The organism is Chryseobacterium ginsengisoli (genome assembly GCF_039542325.1).
Taxonomy (GTDB): domain Bacteria; phylum Bacteroidota; class Bacteroidia; order Flavobacteriales; family Weeksellaceae; genus Chryseobacterium; species Chryseobacterium ginsengisoli.
On record NZ_BAABHX010000001.1, the window covers coordinates 258,149 to 278,599 of the forward strand.

Here is a 20,451-nt window from a genome sequence, read left to right on the forward strand (position 1 = left end):
AAGTCAAAAAGACTCTTTACCGATTGATTTTTAATTGATTATGACAATCTTCATAACAACTTTAAAGATGTTTAATTATAAAGTGAAACTTAATCATATTTAATAATATATATTTGGTTATCAGTAATTTAAATTAAATCACTTAATAAAGAATAAATATTATCAATCAATTTTCATTAATGAATATTAAAAAAAATTGTTACTTTTGCTCAAAGGAATAAAAAATTGCTTTTTTAAGTTTTTATTTGTTAATTTAGTTATACCAAATTACAAAACATTAAAAATCAGCTTATGAGAAAAATAATTCTACTATTTACATGTTTGTTCGGTATTTCGGCTTTCTCACAGATAAAGGTGTTGAAAAACGAAACTTTGGTGGAAGTTGGTAAAGATAATTCCGTAGGTTTATATAAAAAAGACGATAAATTTACCATAAATTATCAGGATTTGAATACCGCAAATCTGAATACATTCAGATCTTTTTCTTTTCAGAATTTGAATAAAGATGTTTCCGGTTTATACGAACTGATTGCGAACGGATTTATTGATGCTCCTGAAAGTAATATCGTTCTGGAACTTCCTAATGATATTATTGAATTGCATTTCGAGAAAAATTATGGAACGCCCACTGTTCAGTTTATTCAGTATATCAATAAGAATAAAAAATATGTTGGTAAATCTCAGCTTCTGAATAAAAAACAGATTGATAAAATCTTCGGAAAATCAAACGGAAAATCTGCGATGTACGAAAAACCGGCTACAATGAATAATGTAAATCCGAATCATCAACAGATGAATACGGCTTCAACAGTTGCTCCGGTTACTCCCACTCCTGTTAACAACAATAAGGATAAGAAACCAAGAAGATAATTAAATTTTTTGAAATATTAAATCAACTCATTCATCCGAATGAGTTTTTTTTATTTTATTTTTGCAAAAAGATCATTACAAATTATGTCTCTTCAAATAAACAATTTAACCAAAAAATTTGGTGAACAAACCGCACTGAACAATATTAATATTTCTATTGACAAAAACGAGATCATCGGACTTCTTGGTCCAAACGGAGCCGGAAAATCTACGTTGATGAAATCCATTGTCGGTGCTTTAAAAATTGATGAAGGCGAAATTATCTTTAATGGTAAAAATATTACGGAACACGAAACTGAAAGTAAGAAGAAAATAGGATTTCTCCCAGAAAACAATCCTTTGTATCTGGAAATGTTTGTAAAAGAATATTTACAATTTGTAGCCAACATTCATAAAATTTCAGAAAAAAGAGTAGATGAAGTTATAGAGTTAGTAGGAATTACTCCTGAAAAGTCAAAGAAAATCGGACAACTTTCCAAAGGTTACAAACAGAGAATTGGTCTTGCACAGGCAATTCTTCATCAGCCGGATTTATTGATTTTAGACGAACCTACGAATGGGCTTGATCCAAATCAAATCATCGAAATCCGAAATGTAGTAAAAGAAATCGGACAGCAAAAAACGGTTTTACTTTCCACACATATTATGCAGGAAGTTGAAGCGCTTTGTTCGCGCGTGATTCTTATACATAAAGGAAATATTCTGCAGGATTGCCCAATTGAAGAATTTAAAGGTAAATTTGAAAGTCTGGAAGAGGCTTTTGCAAGTTATACCACTTAAAATAAAAAATGCTCCAGAATTTTGGAGCATTTTCGTTTTAATTCTAACCACAAAAGTCACAAAAGATATATTTTGAATTTATTTTAAAGTATTTCAAAGTTCACAAAATGAAAATCTTTGATTTTCAAAACTTATGTGTTCTTCTTGTAGTTCTGATTTTTAACTTAAAGAATCTAAGGTGTTAAAATCTTTTGTGGTTAAAATTTTAAAGATTTTAATTTAAATTAAGAATTGTCATTCATTTTTTTCATCAGCAACAGAAACCGTTTCTACACTTTTCTTTTGTATCTGTTCCAAAAGCTGGAGTCCCAACAATCCACTGATTCCACCATTTGCAGAATCTCCGCCTCCACCAATCAATACTTCAGGCATAATTCTCACATTTTGACTTGCGATATTTTCCATAATTTTTAATTGAGTAAAGTTACTTCCTCCCATTGCTTCTACAGATAGTTTATATGACTCGGCATTAGATTTACCGATGGCAAGAATTTTTTCCGCTTCTGCATTACCTGTCAATGAGATTTGTTCAGCATTTGCTTTTGCCAATAATTCAATTTTTTCTGATTCGGCTTTCGCAAGAAGCCTTGTCTTTTCTGCTTCACCGGTTGCCAACAATTTCAATCTGTCACCTTCAGCATTGGCTTGTAACCTTACGGAATTAGCATCACCGGTGGCTTTTTTCACGGAAGCATCGGCAATTCTTTCGGCAATCCAAACTCCCTGATCTGCTTTTACAATTTCCTTTTGCATATCGGCAACTGCTGTTTCTTTTTCCAAAGCCTGGCGTGTTTCCTGAGCTAACATTTCCGTTTCGTAAGTAATTTTTTGCTCTTCAGCTAATTTTCTGTCAGTTAAAGTTTTCATTAAACTTTCCGGAGGAACAATTGCACCAATCAGAGTATCAACTGCATTGACATTATACTGTTCTAAAACGCTGCTGATATGATCTTTTGCCGATTGCTGTCTTTCTTTACGTGTTCCCAAGAACGCAATAACATCACTGTCCTGTGCAGAGTTTCTGAAATAATTTCCAATCGTTGGTTCTAAAACCTGGCTTACAAGATTAATCATATTTCCGAAACGGGCAATCACTTTTGGAGCTTCATAAGTCGGAATATGGATGATTTGAGAAACATCAAGATTGAAAGGGAAACCGTCTTTACTTCGCACCGTAATTGTTGAAAGATTTTTATCAAGTTGGTGAGATTCGCTTCTTTCATAAGCCCAGTTTAACACTAAATTGGTTGTAGGAACAAGCTCCACCTTCATAATATAAGGATTGATCGGATATTTTCCGGGGCCGATCGGTTCTGCCCAAACTCCTTTATGACTTTTTTCAACAATATTTCCGTGTTTAAAGTCAACTCCGCTTAAATCTTTACCATCTTCACCGACATAACTGATAATAACACCGACATGACCAATCGGAATTTCCGTCATTTTCACCATCTCAACTTTCGTAAACCAAGGATTAAGGAAATACGAACCCGCCAAAATCACCTGCTCTTGAAGACCTTTGTAACCTCCACTATTTAAAAAAGTATCAACATCCTGAAATTTATTATGGTTTTGAATAATTTTACCCGCAATCTGCCCTTCTTCCAAAGGACTTCCTTCCATTGTTGTAATAATTCCTACCGCATTATCAGGAATTTGAGTCATGTCCGTTAATTCAATTTCAAATAATAACGTGTTGATTCTGTAAGAACCCGGAGCAATAATCGCAGTTTGACGACCTTTTCTTCCTCCGTTCTTTAAAAATGCTTCTGCATCCTGAAAAGAATCGCAATCTACTTTTCTACCAAGAATTCTTCCGGTTTCGAGTTCCATACCATCTTTAGCCAGTAACAATCCTATTTTCCCTGTAGGAATTACGATGAAAGGTTGAAAATCGATAGAATACTGCCAAATCCATTTTGCAAAATATACTCCCGGAGCCAAAGTCTGAGCCTGAAAACCAGCTTCTCCATTGGTTGCAATAATTCTTCCTTCCGGAAGTTCCTGCTTACCGACGAGAACGAATTTTTTGGTGACCAATCCTATTTTGTCTTGGGGAACAATGATTAATCCAAAGAAAATTCTTAGAATAAATTTGTAAAAAATTACGCACAAAAGTGCAATTACAGCCGGAATCATCCAGCCATGAAAACCTAATTCCATAGTTCGTTTGTTTTTATGTTTTGATTAAATTTGAAAACAGGGATTGTGCTCTATTTTTCAGAATATGAAAAAACAGAGTACGAATTATTTGATAATTCTTTCGAAAAAATTAAGAAATTGTAGGAGGAGAAGTATTAAAAATCGTGAAGGTGATTTCTGATACTTTTAATAGAAAAAACTTAAAGTTAATTAGTTTCATTTCAATGGTAAAGGAAAGAGATCCTTTTGTGGTACAAATGTACGCAAGAAAAATATTCAGTTGTTTCAAAAAATTCAAATATTTTTTAATAAATAATTTAATCAACTGAAAATCAATCCTATTATTTTTCAAAACAGATAGTTTATCGTTCAAAAATATTTCTTTTTGACATTTTTAAGATTGTTTTAATTGATAAAAAACATCATGAGTTGGCTTTAAATTTGATAAGATTAAACATCACCAATACATATTAAAAAAATGATTAAGAAAATTTTATTCGGAGCGATTTGTGTTGCTCAGTTTTCATTAATTTCAGCAAATACTTTTAATGAAAATCCAATTTCAACAGTAAATTATCAAAAAGAAAAAGTACCAAAATCGGTTATTATTAAAACTAAAAAATTTAAAATAAAAATTGATAAACAACCCAACGGAAACTACCTTTATCAAGCTTGGAGCGTGAACGGAAAAGTAACTTCCAAACCAAACATGATCATTCCAAACGGAGAATTAATTCCTGACGGAACCGGCGGAAATTATTATTACGAATTTAATAATAATGGTTATACTTATCAGATCTGGAGAAATTATTTAACAGATTCTCCTAGAAAAGCACCTTATACTCTTTCGGTAACCGATCAAAATGGAAAGACAATCGTAAATCAAGACGGACAGATTGTGAAAAGTTAAAAATAAAATGATTATTGATAAATTCCTGATTTTTCTAAATCAGGAATTTTCATTAAAATAAACACAATAAATTTCCAAATATTATCATCATTTCTATTATTTTGGTAAATTCACTTTAAAATAACAGAGACGCAATGTCATTTACCATAAAATCAAATTTAATAGACGTGGTTGCAAAGGAAACTTATCCTGCAGAAATCGTCATTACAGATAATAAAATCAGTTCAATACAAAGAATTTCAGAAACGCTGAATACCTATATTTTGCCCGGTTTTATCGATGCTCACGTTCATATTGAAAGCAGTATGCTTGTTCCTTCAGAATTTGCGCGTATTGCTGTAAAACACGGAACATTAGGAACAATTTCAGACCCGCACGAGATTGCCAATGTTTTAGGAATTTCCGGTGTGGAATATATGATCGATAATGCACAAAAAGTACCTTTTCATTTTTATTTTGGTGCGCCGTCTTGCGTTCCAGCAACCAATTTTGAAACAGCAGGAGCGATTATTGATTCTAATGACATCGATAAATTATTAGATAAAAAAGAAATTGTTTATCTCGCAGAAATGATGAATTTTCCGGGCGTGATTTACAATGACGAAGAAGTCCTGAAAAAGCTGGAATCTGCAAAAAGGCATAACAAGCCAATTGACGGTCATGCTCCCGGATTAATGGGCGAAGAAATGAAAACGTATTTCAATGCTGGAATTTCTACCGACCATGAATGTTTTGGTTATCAGGAAGCACTGGAAAAATTGCAACATGGTGTAAAAGTGATGATCCGTGAAGGAAGTGCAGCGAAAAATTTCGATACATTAATTCCTTTATTACAAGATTTTCCGGATCAAATCATGTTTTGTTGTGATGATAAACATCCCGATAATTTATTGGAATCTCACATTAATGATCATGTAAAACGAGCCTTAAAATTGGGTCATGATTTATACAATGTTCTACGAGCTTCTTCTTACAACGTTGTGAAACACTACAATTTACCGGTCGGATTATTGCAAATTGGAGATAATGCAGATTTTATTGAAATCGATAATCTTGAGGATTTTACAATTTTAAAAACCTATATCGACGGAAATCTGGTTGCTGAAAACGGAAAATCATTCATCCCATCTTTTGAAGTTCCTATTGTTAATAATTTTCATTGCAGCCTAAAGAATCCATCTGATTTTAAAATAAAAAGTGAAGGTGATAAAATCCGTGTAATAGAAACTTTGGATGGGCAGCTAATCACAAAAGAAATACATACAGAATCTTTAATCATAAACGGTTATGCAGAATCAAATCCTAAAGAAGACATTCTGAAAATAGCGGTTGTCAATCGTTATCAAGATGCACCGATTGCCACAGCTTTTATTAAAAATATCGGCTTGAAAACGGGAGCGATTGCTTCATGTGTTGCTCATGACTGTCACAATATTGTCGTTGTCGGAACGAATGATGAAGATATGTGTAAAGCGGTAAATGCCATCATTAAAGCTAAAGGAGGAATTTCTCTGGCAACGGAAACTGAAGAGATGGTTTTAGAATTACCAATTGCAGGAATTATGACCGATCTTCCGGCAGAAGAAGTAGCTGAATCTTATATTAAACTAGACAGACGTGCAAAAGAATTAGGAAGCAAATTAAGAGCACCTTACATGAGTTTATCATTTATGGCTCTTTTGGTAATTCCTGAGTTGAAACTGAGTGATAAAGGGCTATTTAATGGTAAAAATTTTGAGTTTACTGATGTGTTTATTAAATAGATTTGTTGGTAAATCGCAAAGGCGCAAAGGTTTTATTATTATTCTGTTTTAAGACGCAAGAAAATCAAAGATTTTCAGCAAATTAATATTGAATTGATTCAGTAATAATTTGCTAAATTAAATTTTATCACAGATAAAATCCTTGCGCCTTAAAAAGTATAGTTGTTAAAAGAAATTGCGCCTTTGCGATTTACCAACAAAACAGTATTAAACTATACGTTTTTCATTTTTTAATTCTGAAAAAAACTGACTCTCAGAAAAGCTATCTTTTGCAGCATGATAGCCGATGTTGAAAATTTGCTCCAAACGGTCTTTTCTTCTTTCAAAAGTTCCGTAAGTTGATAATTCCTGTGATGTGATGAACCAATCACAATAGCTGAACTTAATTTTTTCAACTCTGTAAGAAAGCAGATCGTAAGAACGCGAAACTATGGCTTTAATCGACTTTAGATCATTGATTTTAATGTCATGTGGCGGAGAAACGAAAATCCCGATCAGTTTATCACAGTCGTCTCTGATAATGTCTGCGGGAAAATTATTCAATACTCCTCCATCACAGTACATTTCATCATCAATAATATAAGGTGTCGTGATTCCCGGAATAGAACATGAGGCGATAATTGCGTCTACAACTCTGAAATTTTTATCGAATATTTTTTCGGTGCCGTTGACCAATTCTGTTGCAACAATTTTCACTTCTTTATCTAAATCTCCTAGTTTCATGTCTCCGAAAATAGGGTTGAGATAATTCCTGAAAATCACCGATGAAACCAAACCCGGCTGATTAAAAGTAAAGTGCTTCCAGTTGAAAAAATAGACAGAATTGAAGAACTCCAAGATTTCTTCGGGCGTTTTTCCTATCGCGTACAAACAACCTACAATAGAACCTGCGCTGCAGCATGAAAGAATATCTATATCGATATCCTTTTCAATCAGGAATTTTAAAACTCCTGCATGAGCAATACCTTTTGTACCACCGCCAGATAAAACAAGCCCTACTTTTTCAAAGTTCATTGAATAAAAGTAAGAAAACGAGTTGATATAATTAAATTATTTTTTCATTACACAGTGATTTTAGAGGATTTTAACATAAATAAATTTATTATTAAAGCTCAAATCTTGACTTTATAAAATTATAGCCATTCCAATAAAAAAGGTTTTCCATGAAAGTGTCCATCTTTATTTGATTTGCCCAAGTTTTCGAATCATTGGATTCTTCGAGAAAATATCTAAAATTCAGACTGATATAGCTTCTTAGTTTTCCAATATCTCCAACTGTAGCCGTTACATCAAATGGATTAATCAAACCATCATAATCTGTACCGATTGTGATATGCTTTTGTGCTGTTTCCATTGAAATTCCGTTGGCTAAACAAACTTTGAAATAATGTTTAAGATGATTGAGAATATGACTGTAATAAAAGTTGTCCCAAATCTGTTGACTTTGTGTAAATTCTTTTACAGTAATAGAAGTTTCTTCTCTAATTAGTTTACCAAAATTTTTATCATTATTTATTCCTAAAGCATTCCATTCATCCATTGAAAAATATTCTCTATCCGTTAAAGTTTCATCAGAACCTTTTCCTGAAATATCATCAATATAACCTAAAATCCTTTTGTCTAATGAGAGACCGATGACACCACCATTTTTTACGATCCAAACGATTTCTTCATCAAATAAATTAATCGTAGAAGCGTTGAAAGCCGGAAGTCCCCATCTTTCCGCATAAATATTATTTTCAATTGGCTTGGCAAGATCAAAAGCCATTGCTCCAAAAGCCTGCTTTTTGAAATCAATATATCCTGTCCAGTTTTTAAAAGGAATTCCTGTAAATCCTGCGTGAGTACAAACCAAAGGTTGTGGGTTGCTAAATTTCTTAGTATCAATATTTGTCATTAAATCTTTTCGGGATTTGTAACTCATGTGTTTAACATCAACGCAAATATTTCGGTTAAATAATTCCTGAACCACCTTTTTCCCGTCATTCTGAAGACCGTTTCCTTTTGGGATAAAAGGTTCAATTTTCGCAACCTGCATTCCGAATGCGTGATTGCATAAACTTGACTGTTGAAGATGTGTAAGATTGACTGAAATGACCTTTACTTTTTCTCTTACTTTATCAAGATTTGTAATAATCTCATTAACATTATATGATTGTGTTGCATCGCATTCGTTGATTGTATCGACTAAAGAATGGCAACCTTCAATTGTAAAAAATACATTGACCTTATTTTTCGGTAAAGGACTTTTAAAACTGGCTTTGGTAAGAATATTATACGAAGAAGCCTGAATATATTCCTCCAATGTTCTTTCCATCAAAAAGCCTGAAAATGCTTTGTAAACATTATTATCAATATTCTCCAACAATGTTTTTGAAAGCTTGAATTGTGAAGGTTTCTCGAGATTAGTGCGGAGAGGAATCACATTTTTGGCAACATATTTTTCGACGCTATACAAAACCGCGCCTACAATTACTTCATCTTTAAATTCAGCAAGCTGAATATGATGAGTCTGTGTCTGGATAATATTTCCAAGTTCCGAACAGGCTTTTGGAATTTTAGCAAGATCTTTTTTATAAATAAAAGTATCGATATTGGGGTCGTCATTGAACAATTGTTTTAAAATCGGATGACAGTGGAAATCAAAATATTTCATAACCTTAGTTTTTATTACACTAAAGTTACTAAGTTAATTTTGAATATGTTATTCCACTTTTGAGGTATTTTTCAAATAAAAAACCACAGACAAAATCTGTGGCTTTCTTTAAATTTATAAGCTTAATGAAGCTTCAAGTTTTTTCTCGTAATCAGTAAGTAACTCGTAATATTCAGCATCTTTTTTTATTCTTTTATATCTTTCAAGCAAATCGGGATATTTTTCAAGTCGCTCTTTGAGAACTTTATCCTTTCCTCCTTTTTTAAGCAATTCTCTCTTATCAAAAGTATAATATGTAGCTCCGGTATTACCGTAAATATTCACATTATATTCTTCTCTCAAAACTAAGGTTCTTTTTCCCTGAAATAAAACTTCAAGCATTCTACTTCCCAATTTCAGTTCAGGAAAACGATCAGAATTAATAAATTTTCTTACTTTTCTATCAAAATCTGTGATTTCAAGGTATTTGATTGTTTCTACAGGGACTTTTGTTTTAACTTCATCATTTTCAGTCTTTATATTCTTTAAAAACGTATCTGCTGTAAAATGGTTCTTTTTAAATGCATAACTTCCAACAATGTGGGTATTAATCGTATCTTTCGAAGTTTTCAAAACATATTTTGCAGGAAGAGGATTATTAATGTATTCTGTTTCTTCTTGCGAAAATAAAAAAGCAAAACTAAGGATAGACAGTAAAGTCAATATTTTTTTCATGAGTATAGTTTATTAAAAAAGCCCAGATTAATCTGAGCTTTAAATATATTATTTTTATTGAATTAATTCTAATTATTAATATACTTTTCAAAAATTCTTGAGAAATCTTTCTGATTATATTTATCGAAACTGTTGGTGTTCCATGCAAAAATATATTCGTTGATTGCTCTTAACTCCTGACTTTTCGAAACATTTTCCTGCTTTCCGGAAGCTACACTTGTTATTGCTTTCTGGATGCTATCATTAGAAAAGTTCAATAATGAATGATTGTGGTGAACTTCCTGCTGAATCGCTAAAAGAGCCTTGTACAAATCTTTCAACTGATCGATCTGACCTTTTGCAACGCTGATCATCAACGGAACATTTCCAATATTAAATGAAATTTCAACATCTAAATCGATCGTTCCCGCAGTTTGCAAAGCTATTGCAGAAAAAGGGAACTGATAATATTCGTATCTTCTCAAGACTCTCTTTTTATCCAAAGCACTTGCTCCGTCGATATGAATTAATGCTCTGTTTGTAAAGCAATATTCATCTCTTTTAGATTTAATCAAGAAAAAAATTTTCTCATTGTCTTCCGATAAAATATAATCATCAGAATCTACTTTATCATAATCCTGAGAAGGAATAATTTTACCGATATCTCCAAGTCCTAAAGCTTCCGCAGCTAATTTTTTAAACATAGTTTATTTTAATTTGTATTTTATTCAGTCAATAAAAATAAGAAAATAAGTGAGATAAAAGAAAAAACCACAGACAAAATCTGTGGTTTTAATAATATTTAAAATCGATTATCTCAAATTAAATGTGAATCACTTCTCCGTAAGCAGCAGCAGCAGCTTCCATAATTGCCTCAGAAACTGTTGGATGCGGGTGAATTGACTTGATGATTTCGTGACCTGTAGTTTCTAATTTTCTAGCAACAACAGCTTCTGCAACCATATCTGTAACACCTTCACCGATCATGTGGCAACCTAACCATTCACCATATTTAGCATCGAAAATAACTTTAACGAAACCGTCTGTGTTTCCGTTTGCAGTTGCTTTTCCACTTGCAGAAAGAGGGAATTTACCAACTTTGATTTCGTAACCTTTCTCTTTAGCCTGCTTTTCTGTAAGACCAACAGAAGCAACTTCTGGGTGACAGTAAGTACATCCAGGAATATTGCCATAGTCGATTTTCTCAACGTGAAGTCCTTTGATTTTTTCAACACAAGTGATACCTTCAGCAGAAGCAACGTGTGCCAAAGCCTGAGTCGGGATCAAATCTCCGATTGCATAATATCCTGGAACTGAAGTTTCGTACCATTCGTTTACCAAAACTCTTCCTTTATCTGTTTGAATTCCCACTTCTTCAAGACCAATGTTCTCGATGTTTGCAGCAATTCCAACAGCAGATAATAAGATATCAGCTTCAAGAACGATATTTCCTTTTGCAGTTTTTACAGTAGCTTTTACGCCTTCTCCGCTTGTATCAACGCTTTCTACAGAAGCATTTACCATAATTTCGATTCCTGATTTTTTCAGAGATTTTTCTAAGTGTTTAGAAACGTCCTCATCCTCTACAGGAACGATGTTTGGCATAAATTCAACAACAGTTACTTTTGTACCCATTGTGTTATAAAAATCAGCAAATTCTACCCCAATCGCTCCAGAACCTACAACAATCATAGATTTTGGTTGCTCAGGAAGAGATAATGCCTGTCTGTATCCGATTACTTTTTTACCGTCTTGTGGTAAGTTTGGCAACTCTCTAGAACGAGCTCCCGTTGCGATAATGATGTGAGTACCTGTATATTCAGTTACTTTTCCTTCGTTATCTGTCACAGAAACTTTTTTACCTTTCTGAACTTTCGCAGTACCTAAAATAACGTCGATTTTATTCTTTTTCATCAAGAACTCAATCCCTTTGCTCATTTTGTTGGCAACTCCACGGCTTCTTTGAATAACGTTTGGAAATTCAAAGCTACCTTCTACTTTATTTAAACCATAATCTTCAGCGTGATTGATGTAATGGAAAACCTGAGCCGACTTCAATAAAGCTTTAGTTGGAATACATCCCCAGTTAAGGCAAATTCCTCCTAAATTTTCTTTCTCGATAATTGCAGTTTTGAAACCCAATTGCGCCGCTCTAATTGCAGTAACATATCCACCAGGACCACTTCCGATGACAATAATATCGTAATTCATTAGTTTAAAATTTTTATGCGAATTTAAGGAAAAATATTGGATGAAGCACGTTTCTGTAAATTCGTGAAGCAATGCATAATAAATGCTATTTTCATTTCATTTTAAACAAAAAAAGAGAACACAAAAGCGTTCTCTTTTCAATAAAATTATTTTAATTTAAAAATTTCGTAAAATTAAAATGTTTGAATTAAGCCATTTCAATTCTGTTATTTTTAAAAATTAACAGATATTACATCTTTTTAAGCAATTGTTTTTGGCTTCTGTATTTTTCATTTAAAGCCTTTAACTGATCTTGTTTCATTCTTTTCGTTGCCAACGGATGATTCAAAATTGCCTTTTTTTCCTGATTGTATCGCTTATCAAGTTCTTTGGATTTTATATTCACCAATTCACTTTTCGAAGGATGTGGCGGTGGCGTTGGGTGTTTCTGTGCAGAAACGTTCATTGATAAACCGACTAATAAAATTGTTGATATAAATAACTTTTTCATAACATTTACTTTTTGTGAATGATTGAATTCATTCGAGTTCTAAACAAATATTACATATATCGTACCAAGATTACTTTTCCTTTTATTAATGAGACCAGACAAAGGTTTTCATTTATTTAAATTTTATCTTTTCCTCTTTTTAACACCTCTTTTTGGCTTTCATATTTCTTTTTTAAAGCTTCTTTTTTCGCTTTTTTCTGAGTTTTGGTTAAAGTTTTGTTATCGTCAATCAGATCTTTTTCTCTATCATATCTCTTTAATTGATTGATTTTATCTTCGACTTGTTTCTTTCTCTCATCTTTAGAATAACCATATTTCTTTTTATAGGCCAAATCGTATGCTTTGTTATCCTGATCCTGTTTTAAAGCCAATTGTTTTTTCAGTCGAGCCTTTTCAACACCGGAAAGTTTTGGATTTTCATTGATCTTCCTATACTGTTCAGCATATTCTTTATTAATCTGATCCTGAGTTTTTTGCGCAGAAACATTAGCTGATAAACCTAAAAATAATACGGTTAAAATAAAAAATTTGTTCATTACATTTATATTTTAAGATGAATAATATTTACTGTAAAAAAGTTAGAGTGAGGGAATTTTATTTTACACAATAAATATTAAAGTTAAAAAATTTTACTTCTTAAAAGCAGATATTATACCACAAACTTGATGATCTCAAAAACATGATGCATCTCATTGAACTTCAATATTCTGTTTCAAAGGCAAATTTTTAGAAGAATTTCCGACAAAAATTCTGTACGTTCCTTTTTCAACGATCCAGTTCATTTTCTCATCTAAAAACTGCAACTCTTTCACAGGAACTTCAATCGAAATTTGCTTTGATTCTCCTGGTTTTAATTCTACTTTTTGAAAACCTTTCAACTCAATAATCGGTCTTGAAACTGAAGCCAGCAAGTCTTTCACGTACAATTGAACGACCTCACTTCCAGCTTTTGAACCCGTATTCTTGACATTCACTTTTGCTGTAATCGTATCGTTTTTAGAATATTTTATTTGATTTAATTGTAAATCAGAAATTTCAAAAGTCGTGTAACTCAATCCAAAACCAAACGGATACAATGGTTCGCCACTCAAATCGTAATAATCATTTCCCCTTCCTGTCGGATGATGATTGTACGTCAAAGGCAACTGTCCTTCCTCAATCGGAAACGTGATCGGCAATTTTCCGGAAGGATTTTCTGCTCCGAAAAGTACTTTTGCTACGGCATTTCCGCCTTCTTCACCGGGATACCAAACATCTAAAATCGCTCCGACCTTGTCTTTCCAATCCGTTGTTTTTATTGCAGAACCACCAACCAAAACAACCGTTGTCGGCTTATTCAATTTGGAAACTTCCTGAATAAATTTTTCCTGATTTCCGGGAAGACTTAATGAAGAACGATCTTGAAATTCACCTTCATGAATTCCGGCTGTAACAATGATGTAATCTGCATTTTGAGCCAGTTTCAAAGCATCATTAAAATCTTTTTCATAATCATTTAAACCGTAATTCCAGATCAGTTCGATATTCGCCTCTCCCCTATTTTCATGGAATTCAATAACAATATCAGATTTTTGACCTTTTACAAAATCTATGTCAACTGTTTTTGTTGAATAGCTCAACTTTTCCCAATTATCAATCAATAATTTTCCATTTAAATACAATCTGAAACCATCATTTCCACGAAGTCCCAATTGATACTTTCCTGAATTTGGAGCTGTCAATTTTCCTGTCCATCGAACACTGTAATTATCGGGTTGTAGCTTTTCAGGGTTTGGAGAATATAAAGTCCATTTGAAATTTAATTGTTCGTCCTGTTTTTCAAAAGCTGGATTTCCTTTTAAATCTGAATTAGAAAAATAATTTCCTTTTAATCCTTTTTGATTTTCAGAAGATAAAAACTCAGTCGGAACTGTTACAAATTGCTTCAAATTCCAATCAATTCCTTTGGAATAATTGACTTCAATATTTTTATTTTTAATGAAATTTCTAATTCCATCCAAAATACTCACCTTTTTATTTCCCGGTCCGGAATAACCGCCTAATCTTGCATCAACAGCATCCGTTCCAACAACCAAAATCTTTTTATATTTTTCAGAAATTGGAAGTGTTTGGTTATTATTTTGAAGCAAAACAAAGGATTCAACAGCTGTTTTTTCCGCTAAAGGTTTGTGATTAATTTTCTTTAATTCTTCAATATTTTTTTGAGAAACGTAAGGATTTTCAAACAAACCCAGTTCAAATTTCGCTCTCAACACTCTCGCCACCGCATCATCAATTCTTTCCTTCGAAATTCTCCCATCTAAAAACGGAGGAATAAATAATTTATAATGCTGATATTCGGTCTGGAAAATCACATCAAGTCCTGCATTGATCGCCTGTGCAGAAGCATCATCATAATCTTTCGCTGTAAAATGAAGAATATTCGCACCTCCAACCGCACTTGCATCACTAATTACAAAACCTTTGAAGTTCCATTCATTTTTTAATTTTTCGGTCAACAACCAATGATTTGCCGCTGAAGGTCGCCCATCCAACAAATTATAAGAAGTCATTACCGAACGACTTTTCCCTTGTTGAAAAGCTTTTTGAAAAGGAATTAAATGTGTTTCTTCCAAATATCTTTTGCTCCAATGAATGGGATACGAATCTCTTCCACCTTCACCAACATTCGCTAAAAAATGCTTCGGAGTTGTAATAATTCCATGATTTTCAAAAGAACTGACGAAATTCACTCCCATCACGGAAGTCAAAAACGGATCTTCACCATACGTTTCCTCCGTTCTACCCCATCGGACGTCGCTCGCCAAATTGACAACAGGTGTCAAAATCTGACGGATTCCTCTCAACTTCGATTCTCTTGCGATAGCTGCCGAAACTTCTTTCATCAACTCAGGATTGAAGGTTGCCGACAAACCGATCGCTTGAGGAAAAGCCGTTACACCTTCACGCATCAATCCATGCAAAGCCTCATCAAAAGGGATAATTGGAATTCCCAATCGTGATTCTTCAACAAAATATTTTTGAATCGCATTGATTTTTTTTGCCAATCTTTCCGCATCTTCATTGGCGTTGTATTTCAGCAATTGTCCAGCAACTCCACCTCCTTGATTTCCCGCACTCACCTGTAATCCGAAGATTCCGTGAGAATATTGACCTTTCGGAACATTATCTAAATCTCCCGGAATCATGAAGCATTGCCAGAATTTTTCTTCTGGAGTCATGCGTTTCAGTAAATCCTGAACTCTGGCTTCAACAGGTTGTTTAGGATCTTTGTATAATGGTTTTTGAGCGGTAATGCATGTTGTGCTCAATACTGAAATTATTATAAATTTAAAGCGAAGTTTGAAAGACATCGTAAATAATTTTATTTTAATTATGTTCTTTTGTCTTGAAACAAAAGAACCAAAAGTTCAAGACTTGGAACTCTCCGCTAAAAATAAAATCTGTTCCCTAAAAATTCTAAAACTCGCGCGATTTCAAGATTTATTTTTGATTTTAAATTTGTCTCGCGCTCAAACAGTAGAATTTTCTTAACTTTCACAGACTTCATTTTCTTAACGCTTCGATTTCCTAAGTCGTTTTAAAGACAGTTTGTAGTTATTGTCTAATTTGAATTACAGTTGAATATTTTAATTGAGTTCTTTCTTTGGGTAAATTTATTTCAATTGAATTTCCTGTTTTTTTCCATTGAATTTTGTTTGATAACCCTAAAATCTTTAATGATTTTGGTTTGAAATTTTCAGGAATTGCAAAATTTAATGTTAATGGAGATTCATAATTGACTTTTTCATCCAAGTGAAAAATATTCACTGTTTTTCCATCTTTGCTTTGGGTATAATAAAAATTTCCGTCGTGATAAGGTGCAATACTTCTTGTCGCAAAAACTGCCGACTGATTTTTATCCATCCAACCTGAAATTTCATTTAATCTTTCATAAACAATCGGATCGTAATCTCCGTCTGGTCCAGGAGCAATATTCATTAGATAATTTCCACCTCTCGAAATAATTTTAACCAAAGTTTCAATGATTTTCTGAGACGATTTATAATTGTCATTCGGGACATATGAAAACGAATCGCCCATCGTAATACAGCTTTCCCATGGAATAGAAAGCGTTTTTTCCGGAATAGCTTGTTCAGGAGTCACATAATTTTCCCATTTTCCGGGAACAGTGCGGTCTACAATGATAATTCCGGGTTGATTTTTTCGAGCCATCGTTCCGATTTTATCCATGTCGATATCCTGTTCAACCTTGATTGTTCTTTGCCATTCAACATTCGGATCGATGGTGTGGAACGGACGAACCCAGCCTCCATCTAACCAAAGAATATCGACTTTACCATAGTTTGACGTGATTTCATTTAACTGATTGAATGTGAAATTTTTAAAATTATTCCATCTTTCAGGGTATTTTTTTGGATCATAATTTACATTTCGATCTTTTGGTGGAAAATATGACCACCAATAATCATCAGAATGCCAATCCGGTTTTGAAAAATAGGCTCCGATTTTGAAACCATCTTTTCTGAATGTATTGAAAATTTCTTTTACCACATCGGCTTTTGGATTTTTAGAAAATGGTGTTTTCGGAGAAGTAATCTTATAATCAGACTGTTGTGTATCGAACATCGCAAAACCATCGTGATGTTTTGTTGTGAAAACCACATATTTCATTCCAGCTTTTTTTGCTGCATCTGCCCATTTTTGTGGATTAAATTGAGTCGGATTGAAAGTCGTCTGAAGATTTTCGTAGTTTTTTACATATTCATTGTAAGATTTTCCGTGTTCGGGCTTTCTTTGTGTCCACGATTCGTCTTCAGGACAAAGACTCCAACTTTCGACAATTCCCCATTGGCTGTACGTTCCCCAATGCATGAAGAGCCCGAATTTTAAATCCTGCCAGTTTTCAAGACTCTGAATAACAAGAGGATCTGTCGGTTTTTGGTAGCCTTCCGAAACATTGTGAGCCTGTGAAAAAAATGTGGATGATATGAGGATTGAGGAAAGAAATATGGTTTTTGCTTTTTGTCTGATTAACATTGACATTTAGTTTTCGCTAATTTAATCATCATTTATGAAAATCGCAAAAGTCGTAAAAGATTTAGATTGATACTATAGTTTAGTTTAATAATAAATTTGATTTTTTACAAATTCGCAAAACAAACTTATCATATTTAAATTAAATTTTCAAATGCAGAATCTATCTCTGAATAAGAAAATTCAAAACCACTTTTCATTAATTTTTCGGGGTAAACATTTCTGCTTTTTAATAATAATTCCGTTTCTGTATTTAAAAATATGGAAGCGATTTCCAATTGCCAAACTGGTGCATTTAATCCAAATGGAAGCTTCATTTGCTTTCTTAGTTTTTGCATAAACTCAACATTAGGTAAAGGATTTGGAGCTGTTACGTTGATTTCTCCTGAAATATTTTCATTGTCAATGATGAACTTAATAGCTTTGCAAAAATCATCAATGTGGATCCAGCTTACGTTTTGATTTCCTCTTCCCTGTTTTCCGCCTAAACCAAATTTTGTAATCGTTTTTAATTTTGGAAAAGCTCCGCCGTTGTTGCCTAAAACGATGGAAGTTCGTAATGCTACTTTTCTTACATTTTCGGTTTCTGATTTGAAAAATTCTTTTTCCCAGCTTTTGCAGATATTCATTGAAAAATCATCGCCGATGATTCCGTTTTCTTCTGTATTTAATTGTGTTTCAGAATGAACATAAATTGTTGCTGAACTTGCATTTAACCAAACTTTGGGCTTATTGATACATTGATCAACAGCTTGTTGAAGAACTTTTGTACTATCAATTCTTGAGTCGAAAATCTCTTTTTTGTTCTTCTCTGTGTATCTGCAATCGACAGATTTTCCTGTGAGATTGATCAAAACATCAGAATTTTCTAGGAAACTTTTCCATTCTCCTAATGTTTTTGCATCCCATTGAATTTCGTTTGGACGTTTTGGATTTCTGGTTAGAATGTACACATGACTTTCTTTTTCTTTAAAATATTTTTCGAGATTTTTTCCTAGAAAGCCAGTTCCGGCGGCGATGAGTATTTTCATTTTGATTTAGTTGATTGTTGATGTTTTCTTAGTTTGAAATGCTTCGACAGGCTCAGCATGACATCGCTAATACTAACTGTTTTTAATAACGTGAATAGTTTACATTTAAAATTTAAGCTAAATATTTTTTTGTTCTCACTTCAATTTCAGAACCTTCCGCGAGCATGACAGAGATTGGTTTTTGATGATTTAAATGTTCAAAATCTTTTCCGTAAACTTTACTAAAATCGACTTCAAAATGATGGTTTTTAACCACATACCAATACCATTATGGGTGACAGACTTCATATTCTGATGTTTTGTTTCCTTTTTTAGTAAAGTCCCAATAATTTTGTGTTTAAAAACATAAATCCTACCAAACTCACATAACATTTTCTTTTGTAAAAATCGAGTTCTGTGCCTTTTGGAAGATATTTAATTAATATTTCAGGATCTATTTCGTAGTTGATGATGGCTAGTTTTCGCCATTCGGCTTTTAGGAATTTCATTGTGTTTGTTTTTGTTTTTTTTACTTTAGATACTTCCCTTCGTCAAGCTCAGGATAAACTTTAAGCTCAGCATGACATTTCTAATACTAACTGTTTTGACGCTCGCTTCGCTCGCTATTCTATTTTTCCTAATCTAATTATCGCTATTTTCCGCGGTAGTTTTGATTAGCTGATTTCGTGTTAATAGAAAATTTTTCATATAATTTTTAAGAAAAAATCTGTTGAAAAGTTTTCCGATAATTCCGAAAGGTGATTCAAATTCTAAGATATCGATCATTATCGTGTTTCTACCTTCTTGTTTAAAAATATGCTGATGTTTAAAGGATTTAAATCTTCCTTTTAACATAACATCCGTGAATTTATTCGGATTTTCCATCTCAGTAATTTTTGAGGTATGAGTTTGGTAAAATCCTAGATGTTTTGCTCTCCAAATTACGGTTTCTCCCAATTCGATTAATCCTGAAGTTCTTCCTTCAATTGCTTTTTCGCCCGTTTTAAATGTTGATTTTTGATGTAAATCGATATCTCTTGACAAATCGAAAACGGTTTGAATGTCGGCTTTGATGATGGTTTCTAAATAGATCTTTGACATCTTAAAAAGTTTGTTTTTTATTCAATTCCGGGAGAACTTTATCAATCCTTTCTGCAAGTTCGGGTAATTTAATGGTCGGAACGGCAGGAAAAAGATGATGTTCCATGTGATAAAACATACTGAAAGTTAATTTATTTTTCCAGAATCCGCGCTGTGTTCTTGCGATATTTGGATTCTCGTGGGTATCGTGATGAACCGTCCAGACTGCGAAAAATGCCATTAAGAATTCTCCGAAAAACATAATTAAAATATGATAGATGAGAAAATCAATTTTAAAATAAAACGCTACAAATACAAATACTGAGATTGAAATTAATTCAAAAATCATATTCTTTTTATAATTTTTATTAGCCAATTTAAAAGTTATCCAATGAATGAGAAATATATGTTTTGGTCCGTATAAAATCGCTTCATACCATTTCATTGAGGCAGATTTCCCCTCATAATCTTCCTCAGAAAGACAATATTTATGATGTCTTATATGATTAAATTTTACAGCATGAATTGACGTTACCATTGAAATACTATTTAAATACATCGAAAGCCAAGTCAGAAATTTTCCTGTTCCTAAAGAATTGTGAAAACCGTTGTGAACCTGTCTCAAAGCTGTCAGAAAATAAAATCCTGAAAACGGCAGTGCAGCCCAATAATATCCTTTGTAAGCCAAAAACAGCGATATAAAAAACCAAGGCAGACTGATATTATTTTCAATCAGCATTTCTTTGACGGAAAGTTTTTTGAGGTCTTTCCATTCTACTTTTTTTGTGAGTTCGAGGTGATTCATTTTT

18 protein-coding genes are annotated in these 20,451 nt (G+C 32.9%); 4 read left to right on the forward strand and 14 right to left on the reverse strand.

Annotated features, from left to right (window positions below; all coding sequences use genetic code 11):
• Positions 1-291 precede the first annotated feature (291 nt).
• Both ABD940_RS01275 and ABD940_RS01280 read left to right on the forward strand, forming a co-directional pair.
• Positions 292-870 (forward strand): hypothetical protein, encoded by a 579-nt coding sequence (locus ABD940_RS01275; protein ID WP_345199805.1) that lies wholly within the window; start codon positions 292-294, stop codon positions 868-870.
• An 84-nt stretch (positions 871-954) separates the two neighbouring features.
• Complete coding sequence (locus ABD940_RS01280; protein WP_345199807.1) at positions 955-1,650, forward strand: ABC transporter ATP-binding protein; 696 nt, start codon at positions 955-957, stop codon at positions 1,648-1,650.
• 234 nt (positions 1,651-1,884) lie between these two features.
• Here ABD940_RS01280 and ABD940_RS01285 read toward each other — a convergent pair whose 3' ends face one another.
• Complete coding sequence (locus ABD940_RS01285) at positions 1,885-3,813, reverse strand: SPFH domain-containing protein (RefSeq protein ID WP_345199808.1); 1,929 nt, start codon at positions 3,811-3,813, stop codon at positions 1,885-1,887.
• A gap of 457 nt (positions 3,814-4,270) precedes the next feature.
• Between ABD940_RS01285 and ABD940_RS01290 the strand changes: the two genes are divergently transcribed.
• Together ABD940_RS01290 and ade are read left to right on the forward strand one after the other, a co-directional pair.
• Positions 4,271-4,702: a hypothetical protein gene (locus tag ABD940_RS01290; protein ID WP_345199809.1), complete on the forward strand. Its 432-nt coding sequence runs from the start codon at positions 4,271-4,273 to the stop codon at positions 4,700-4,702.
• Positions 4,703-4,836: 134 nt separating this feature from the next.
• Positions 4,837-6,465, forward strand: a complete 1,629-nt coding sequence (gene ade / locus ABD940_RS01295) for an adenine deaminase (protein WP_345199810.1) — start codon at positions 4,837-4,839, stop codon at positions 6,463-6,465.
• 207 nt (positions 6,466-6,672) lie between these two features.
• Here ade and ABD940_RS01300 read toward each other — a convergent pair whose 3' ends face one another.
• From ABD940_RS01300 to ABD940_RS01360, 13 genes are all read right to left on the reverse strand, one after another.
• Complete coding sequence (locus ABD940_RS01300; protein ID WP_345199811.1) at positions 6,673-7,479, reverse strand: patatin-like phospholipase family protein; 807 nt, start codon at positions 7,477-7,479, stop codon at positions 6,673-6,675.
• A gap of 91 nt (positions 7,480-7,570) precedes the next feature.
• The gene (locus tag ABD940_RS01305; RefSeq protein WP_345199812.1) at positions 7,571-9,121 is read right to left on the reverse strand and encodes a membrane dipeptidase; all 1,551 of its coding nucleotides are present in this window, start codon (positions 9,119-9,121) and stop codon (positions 7,571-7,573) included.
• Between the two features lie 114 nt (positions 9,122-9,235).
• Entirely contained in the window at positions 9,236-9,835 is a 600-nt protein-coding gene (locus ABD940_RS01310; RefSeq protein ID WP_345199813.1) for a hypothetical protein, read from the reverse strand.
• A gap of 68 nt (positions 9,836-9,903) precedes the next feature.
• On the reverse strand, positions 9,904-10,518 hold the full coding sequence (locus tag ABD940_RS01315; RefSeq protein ID WP_345199814.1) for a PH domain-containing protein: 615 nt from the start codon (positions 10,516-10,518) through the stop codon (positions 9,904-9,906).
• A gap of 118 nt (positions 10,519-10,636) precedes the next feature.
• Positions 10,637-12,025, reverse strand: a complete 1,389-nt coding sequence (lpdA, locus tag ABD940_RS01320) for a dihydrolipoyl dehydrogenase (RefSeq protein ID WP_312400050.1) — start codon at positions 12,023-12,025, stop codon at positions 10,637-10,639.
• A 229-nt stretch (positions 12,026-12,254) separates the two neighbouring features.
• Positions 12,255-12,515 carry a hypothetical protein gene (locus tag ABD940_RS01325; RefSeq protein ID WP_345199815.1) on the reverse strand — a complete coding sequence of 87 codons (261 nt, stop codon included), beginning with the start codon at positions 12,513-12,515 and terminating at the stop codon, positions 12,255-12,257.
• A gap of 116 nt (positions 12,516-12,631) precedes the next feature.
• On the reverse strand, positions 12,632-13,051 hold the full coding sequence (locus ABD940_RS01330) for a hypothetical protein (RefSeq protein WP_345199817.1): 420 nt from the start codon (positions 13,049-13,051) through the stop codon (positions 12,632-12,634).
• Between the two features lie 153 nt (positions 13,052-13,204).
• Positions 13,205-15,826, reverse strand: coding sequence for a glycoside hydrolase family 3 N-terminal domain-containing protein (locus ABD940_RS01335; RefSeq protein ID WP_345199818.1), 2,622 nt, complete (start codon positions 15,824-15,826; stop codon positions 13,205-13,207).
• A gap of 286 nt (positions 15,827-16,112) precedes the next feature.
• Positions 16,113-17,555, reverse strand: a complete 1,443-nt coding sequence (locus tag ABD940_RS01340) for an alpha-L-fucosidase (protein WP_345199820.1) — start codon at positions 17,553-17,555, stop codon at positions 16,113-16,115.
• A 134-nt stretch (positions 17,556-17,689) separates the two neighbouring features.
• The gene (locus ABD940_RS01345; protein WP_345199822.1) at positions 17,690-18,583 is read right to left on the reverse strand and encodes a TIGR01777 family oxidoreductase; all 894 of its coding nucleotides are present in this window, start codon (positions 18,581-18,583) and stop codon (positions 17,690-17,692) included.
• 311 nt (positions 18,584-18,894) lie between these two features.
• On the reverse strand, positions 18,895-19,071 hold the full coding sequence (locus tag ABD940_RS01350; RefSeq protein ID WP_345199823.1) for a DUF2071 domain-containing protein: 177 nt from the start codon (positions 19,069-19,071) through the stop codon (positions 18,895-18,897).
• A gap of 133 nt (positions 19,072-19,204) precedes the next feature.
• Positions 19,205-19,663, reverse strand: coding sequence for an SRPBCC family protein (locus ABD940_RS01355; RefSeq protein WP_345199824.1), 459 nt, complete (start codon positions 19,661-19,663; stop codon positions 19,205-19,207).
• A 1-nt stretch (position 19,664) separates the two neighbouring features.
• Positions 19,665-20,447: a fatty acid desaturase gene (locus tag ABD940_RS01360; protein ID WP_345199825.1), complete on the reverse strand. Its 783-nt coding sequence runs from the start codon at positions 20,445-20,447 to the stop codon at positions 19,665-19,667.
• Between the last annotated feature and the right edge of the window lie 4 nt (positions 20,448-20,451).

Coding starts and splice junctions, on each gene's coding strand:
- ABD940_RS01340 (WP_345199820.1), bottom strand. CDS start 17,555: ATGTTAATCAGACAAAAAGCAAAAACCATATTTCTTTCCTCAATCCTC.
- ABD940_RS01290 (WP_345199809.1), top strand. CDS start 4,271: ATGATTAAGAAAATTTTATTCGGAGCGATTTGTGTTGCTCAGTTTTCA.
- ABD940_RS01345 (WP_345199822.1), bottom strand. CDS start 18,583: ATGAAAATACTCATCGCCGCCGGAACTGGCTTTCTAGGAAAAAATCTC.
- ABD940_RS01315 (WP_345199814.1), bottom strand. CDS start 10,518: ATGTTTAAAAAATTAGCTGCGGAAGCTTTAGGACTTGGAGATATCGGT.
- ABD940_RS01280 (WP_345199807.1), top strand. CDS start 955: ATGTCTCTTCAAATAAACAATTTAACCAAAAAATTTGGTGAACAAACC.
- ade (WP_345199810.1), top strand. CDS start 4,837: ATGTCATTTACCATAAAATCAAATTTAATAGACGTGGTTGCAAAGGAA.
- ABD940_RS01310 (WP_345199813.1), bottom strand. CDS start 9,835: ATGAAAAAAATATTGACTTTACTGTCTATCCTTAGTTTTGCTTTTTTA.
- ABD940_RS01360 (WP_345199825.1), bottom strand. CDS start 20,447: ATGAATCACCTCGAACTCACAAAAAAAGTAGAATGGAAAGACCTCAAA.
- ABD940_RS01305 (WP_345199812.1), bottom strand. CDS start 9,121: ATGAAATATTTTGATTTCCACTGTCATCCGATTTTAAAACAATTGTTC.
- ABD940_RS01350 (WP_345199823.1), bottom strand. CDS start 19,071: ATGAAATTCCTAAAAGCCGAATGGCGAAAACTAGCCATCATCAACTAC.
- ABD940_RS01325 (WP_345199815.1), bottom strand. CDS start 12,515: ATGAAAAAGTTATTTATATCAACAATTTTATTAGTCGGTTTATCAATG.
- ABD940_RS01285 (WP_345199808.1), bottom strand. CDS start 3,813: ATGGAATTAGGTTTTCATGGCTGGATGATTCCGGCTGTAATTGCACTT.
- ABD940_RS01275 (WP_345199805.1), top strand. CDS start 292: ATGAGAAAAATAATTCTACTATTTACATGTTTGTTCGGTATTTCGGCT.
- ABD940_RS01355 (WP_345199824.1), bottom strand. CDS start 19,663: ATGTCAAAGATCTATTTAGAAACCATCATCAAAGCCGACATTCAAACC.
- ABD940_RS01300 (WP_345199811.1), bottom strand. CDS start 7,479: ATGAACTTTGAAAAAGTAGGGCTTGTTTTATCTGGCGGTGGTACAAAA.
- lpdA (WP_312400050.1), bottom strand. CDS start 12,025: ATGAATTACGATATTATTGTCATCGGAAGTGGTCCTGGTGGATATGTT.
- ABD940_RS01330 (WP_345199817.1), bottom strand. CDS start 13,051: ATGAACAAATTTTTTATTTTAACCGTATTATTTTTAGGTTTATCAGCT.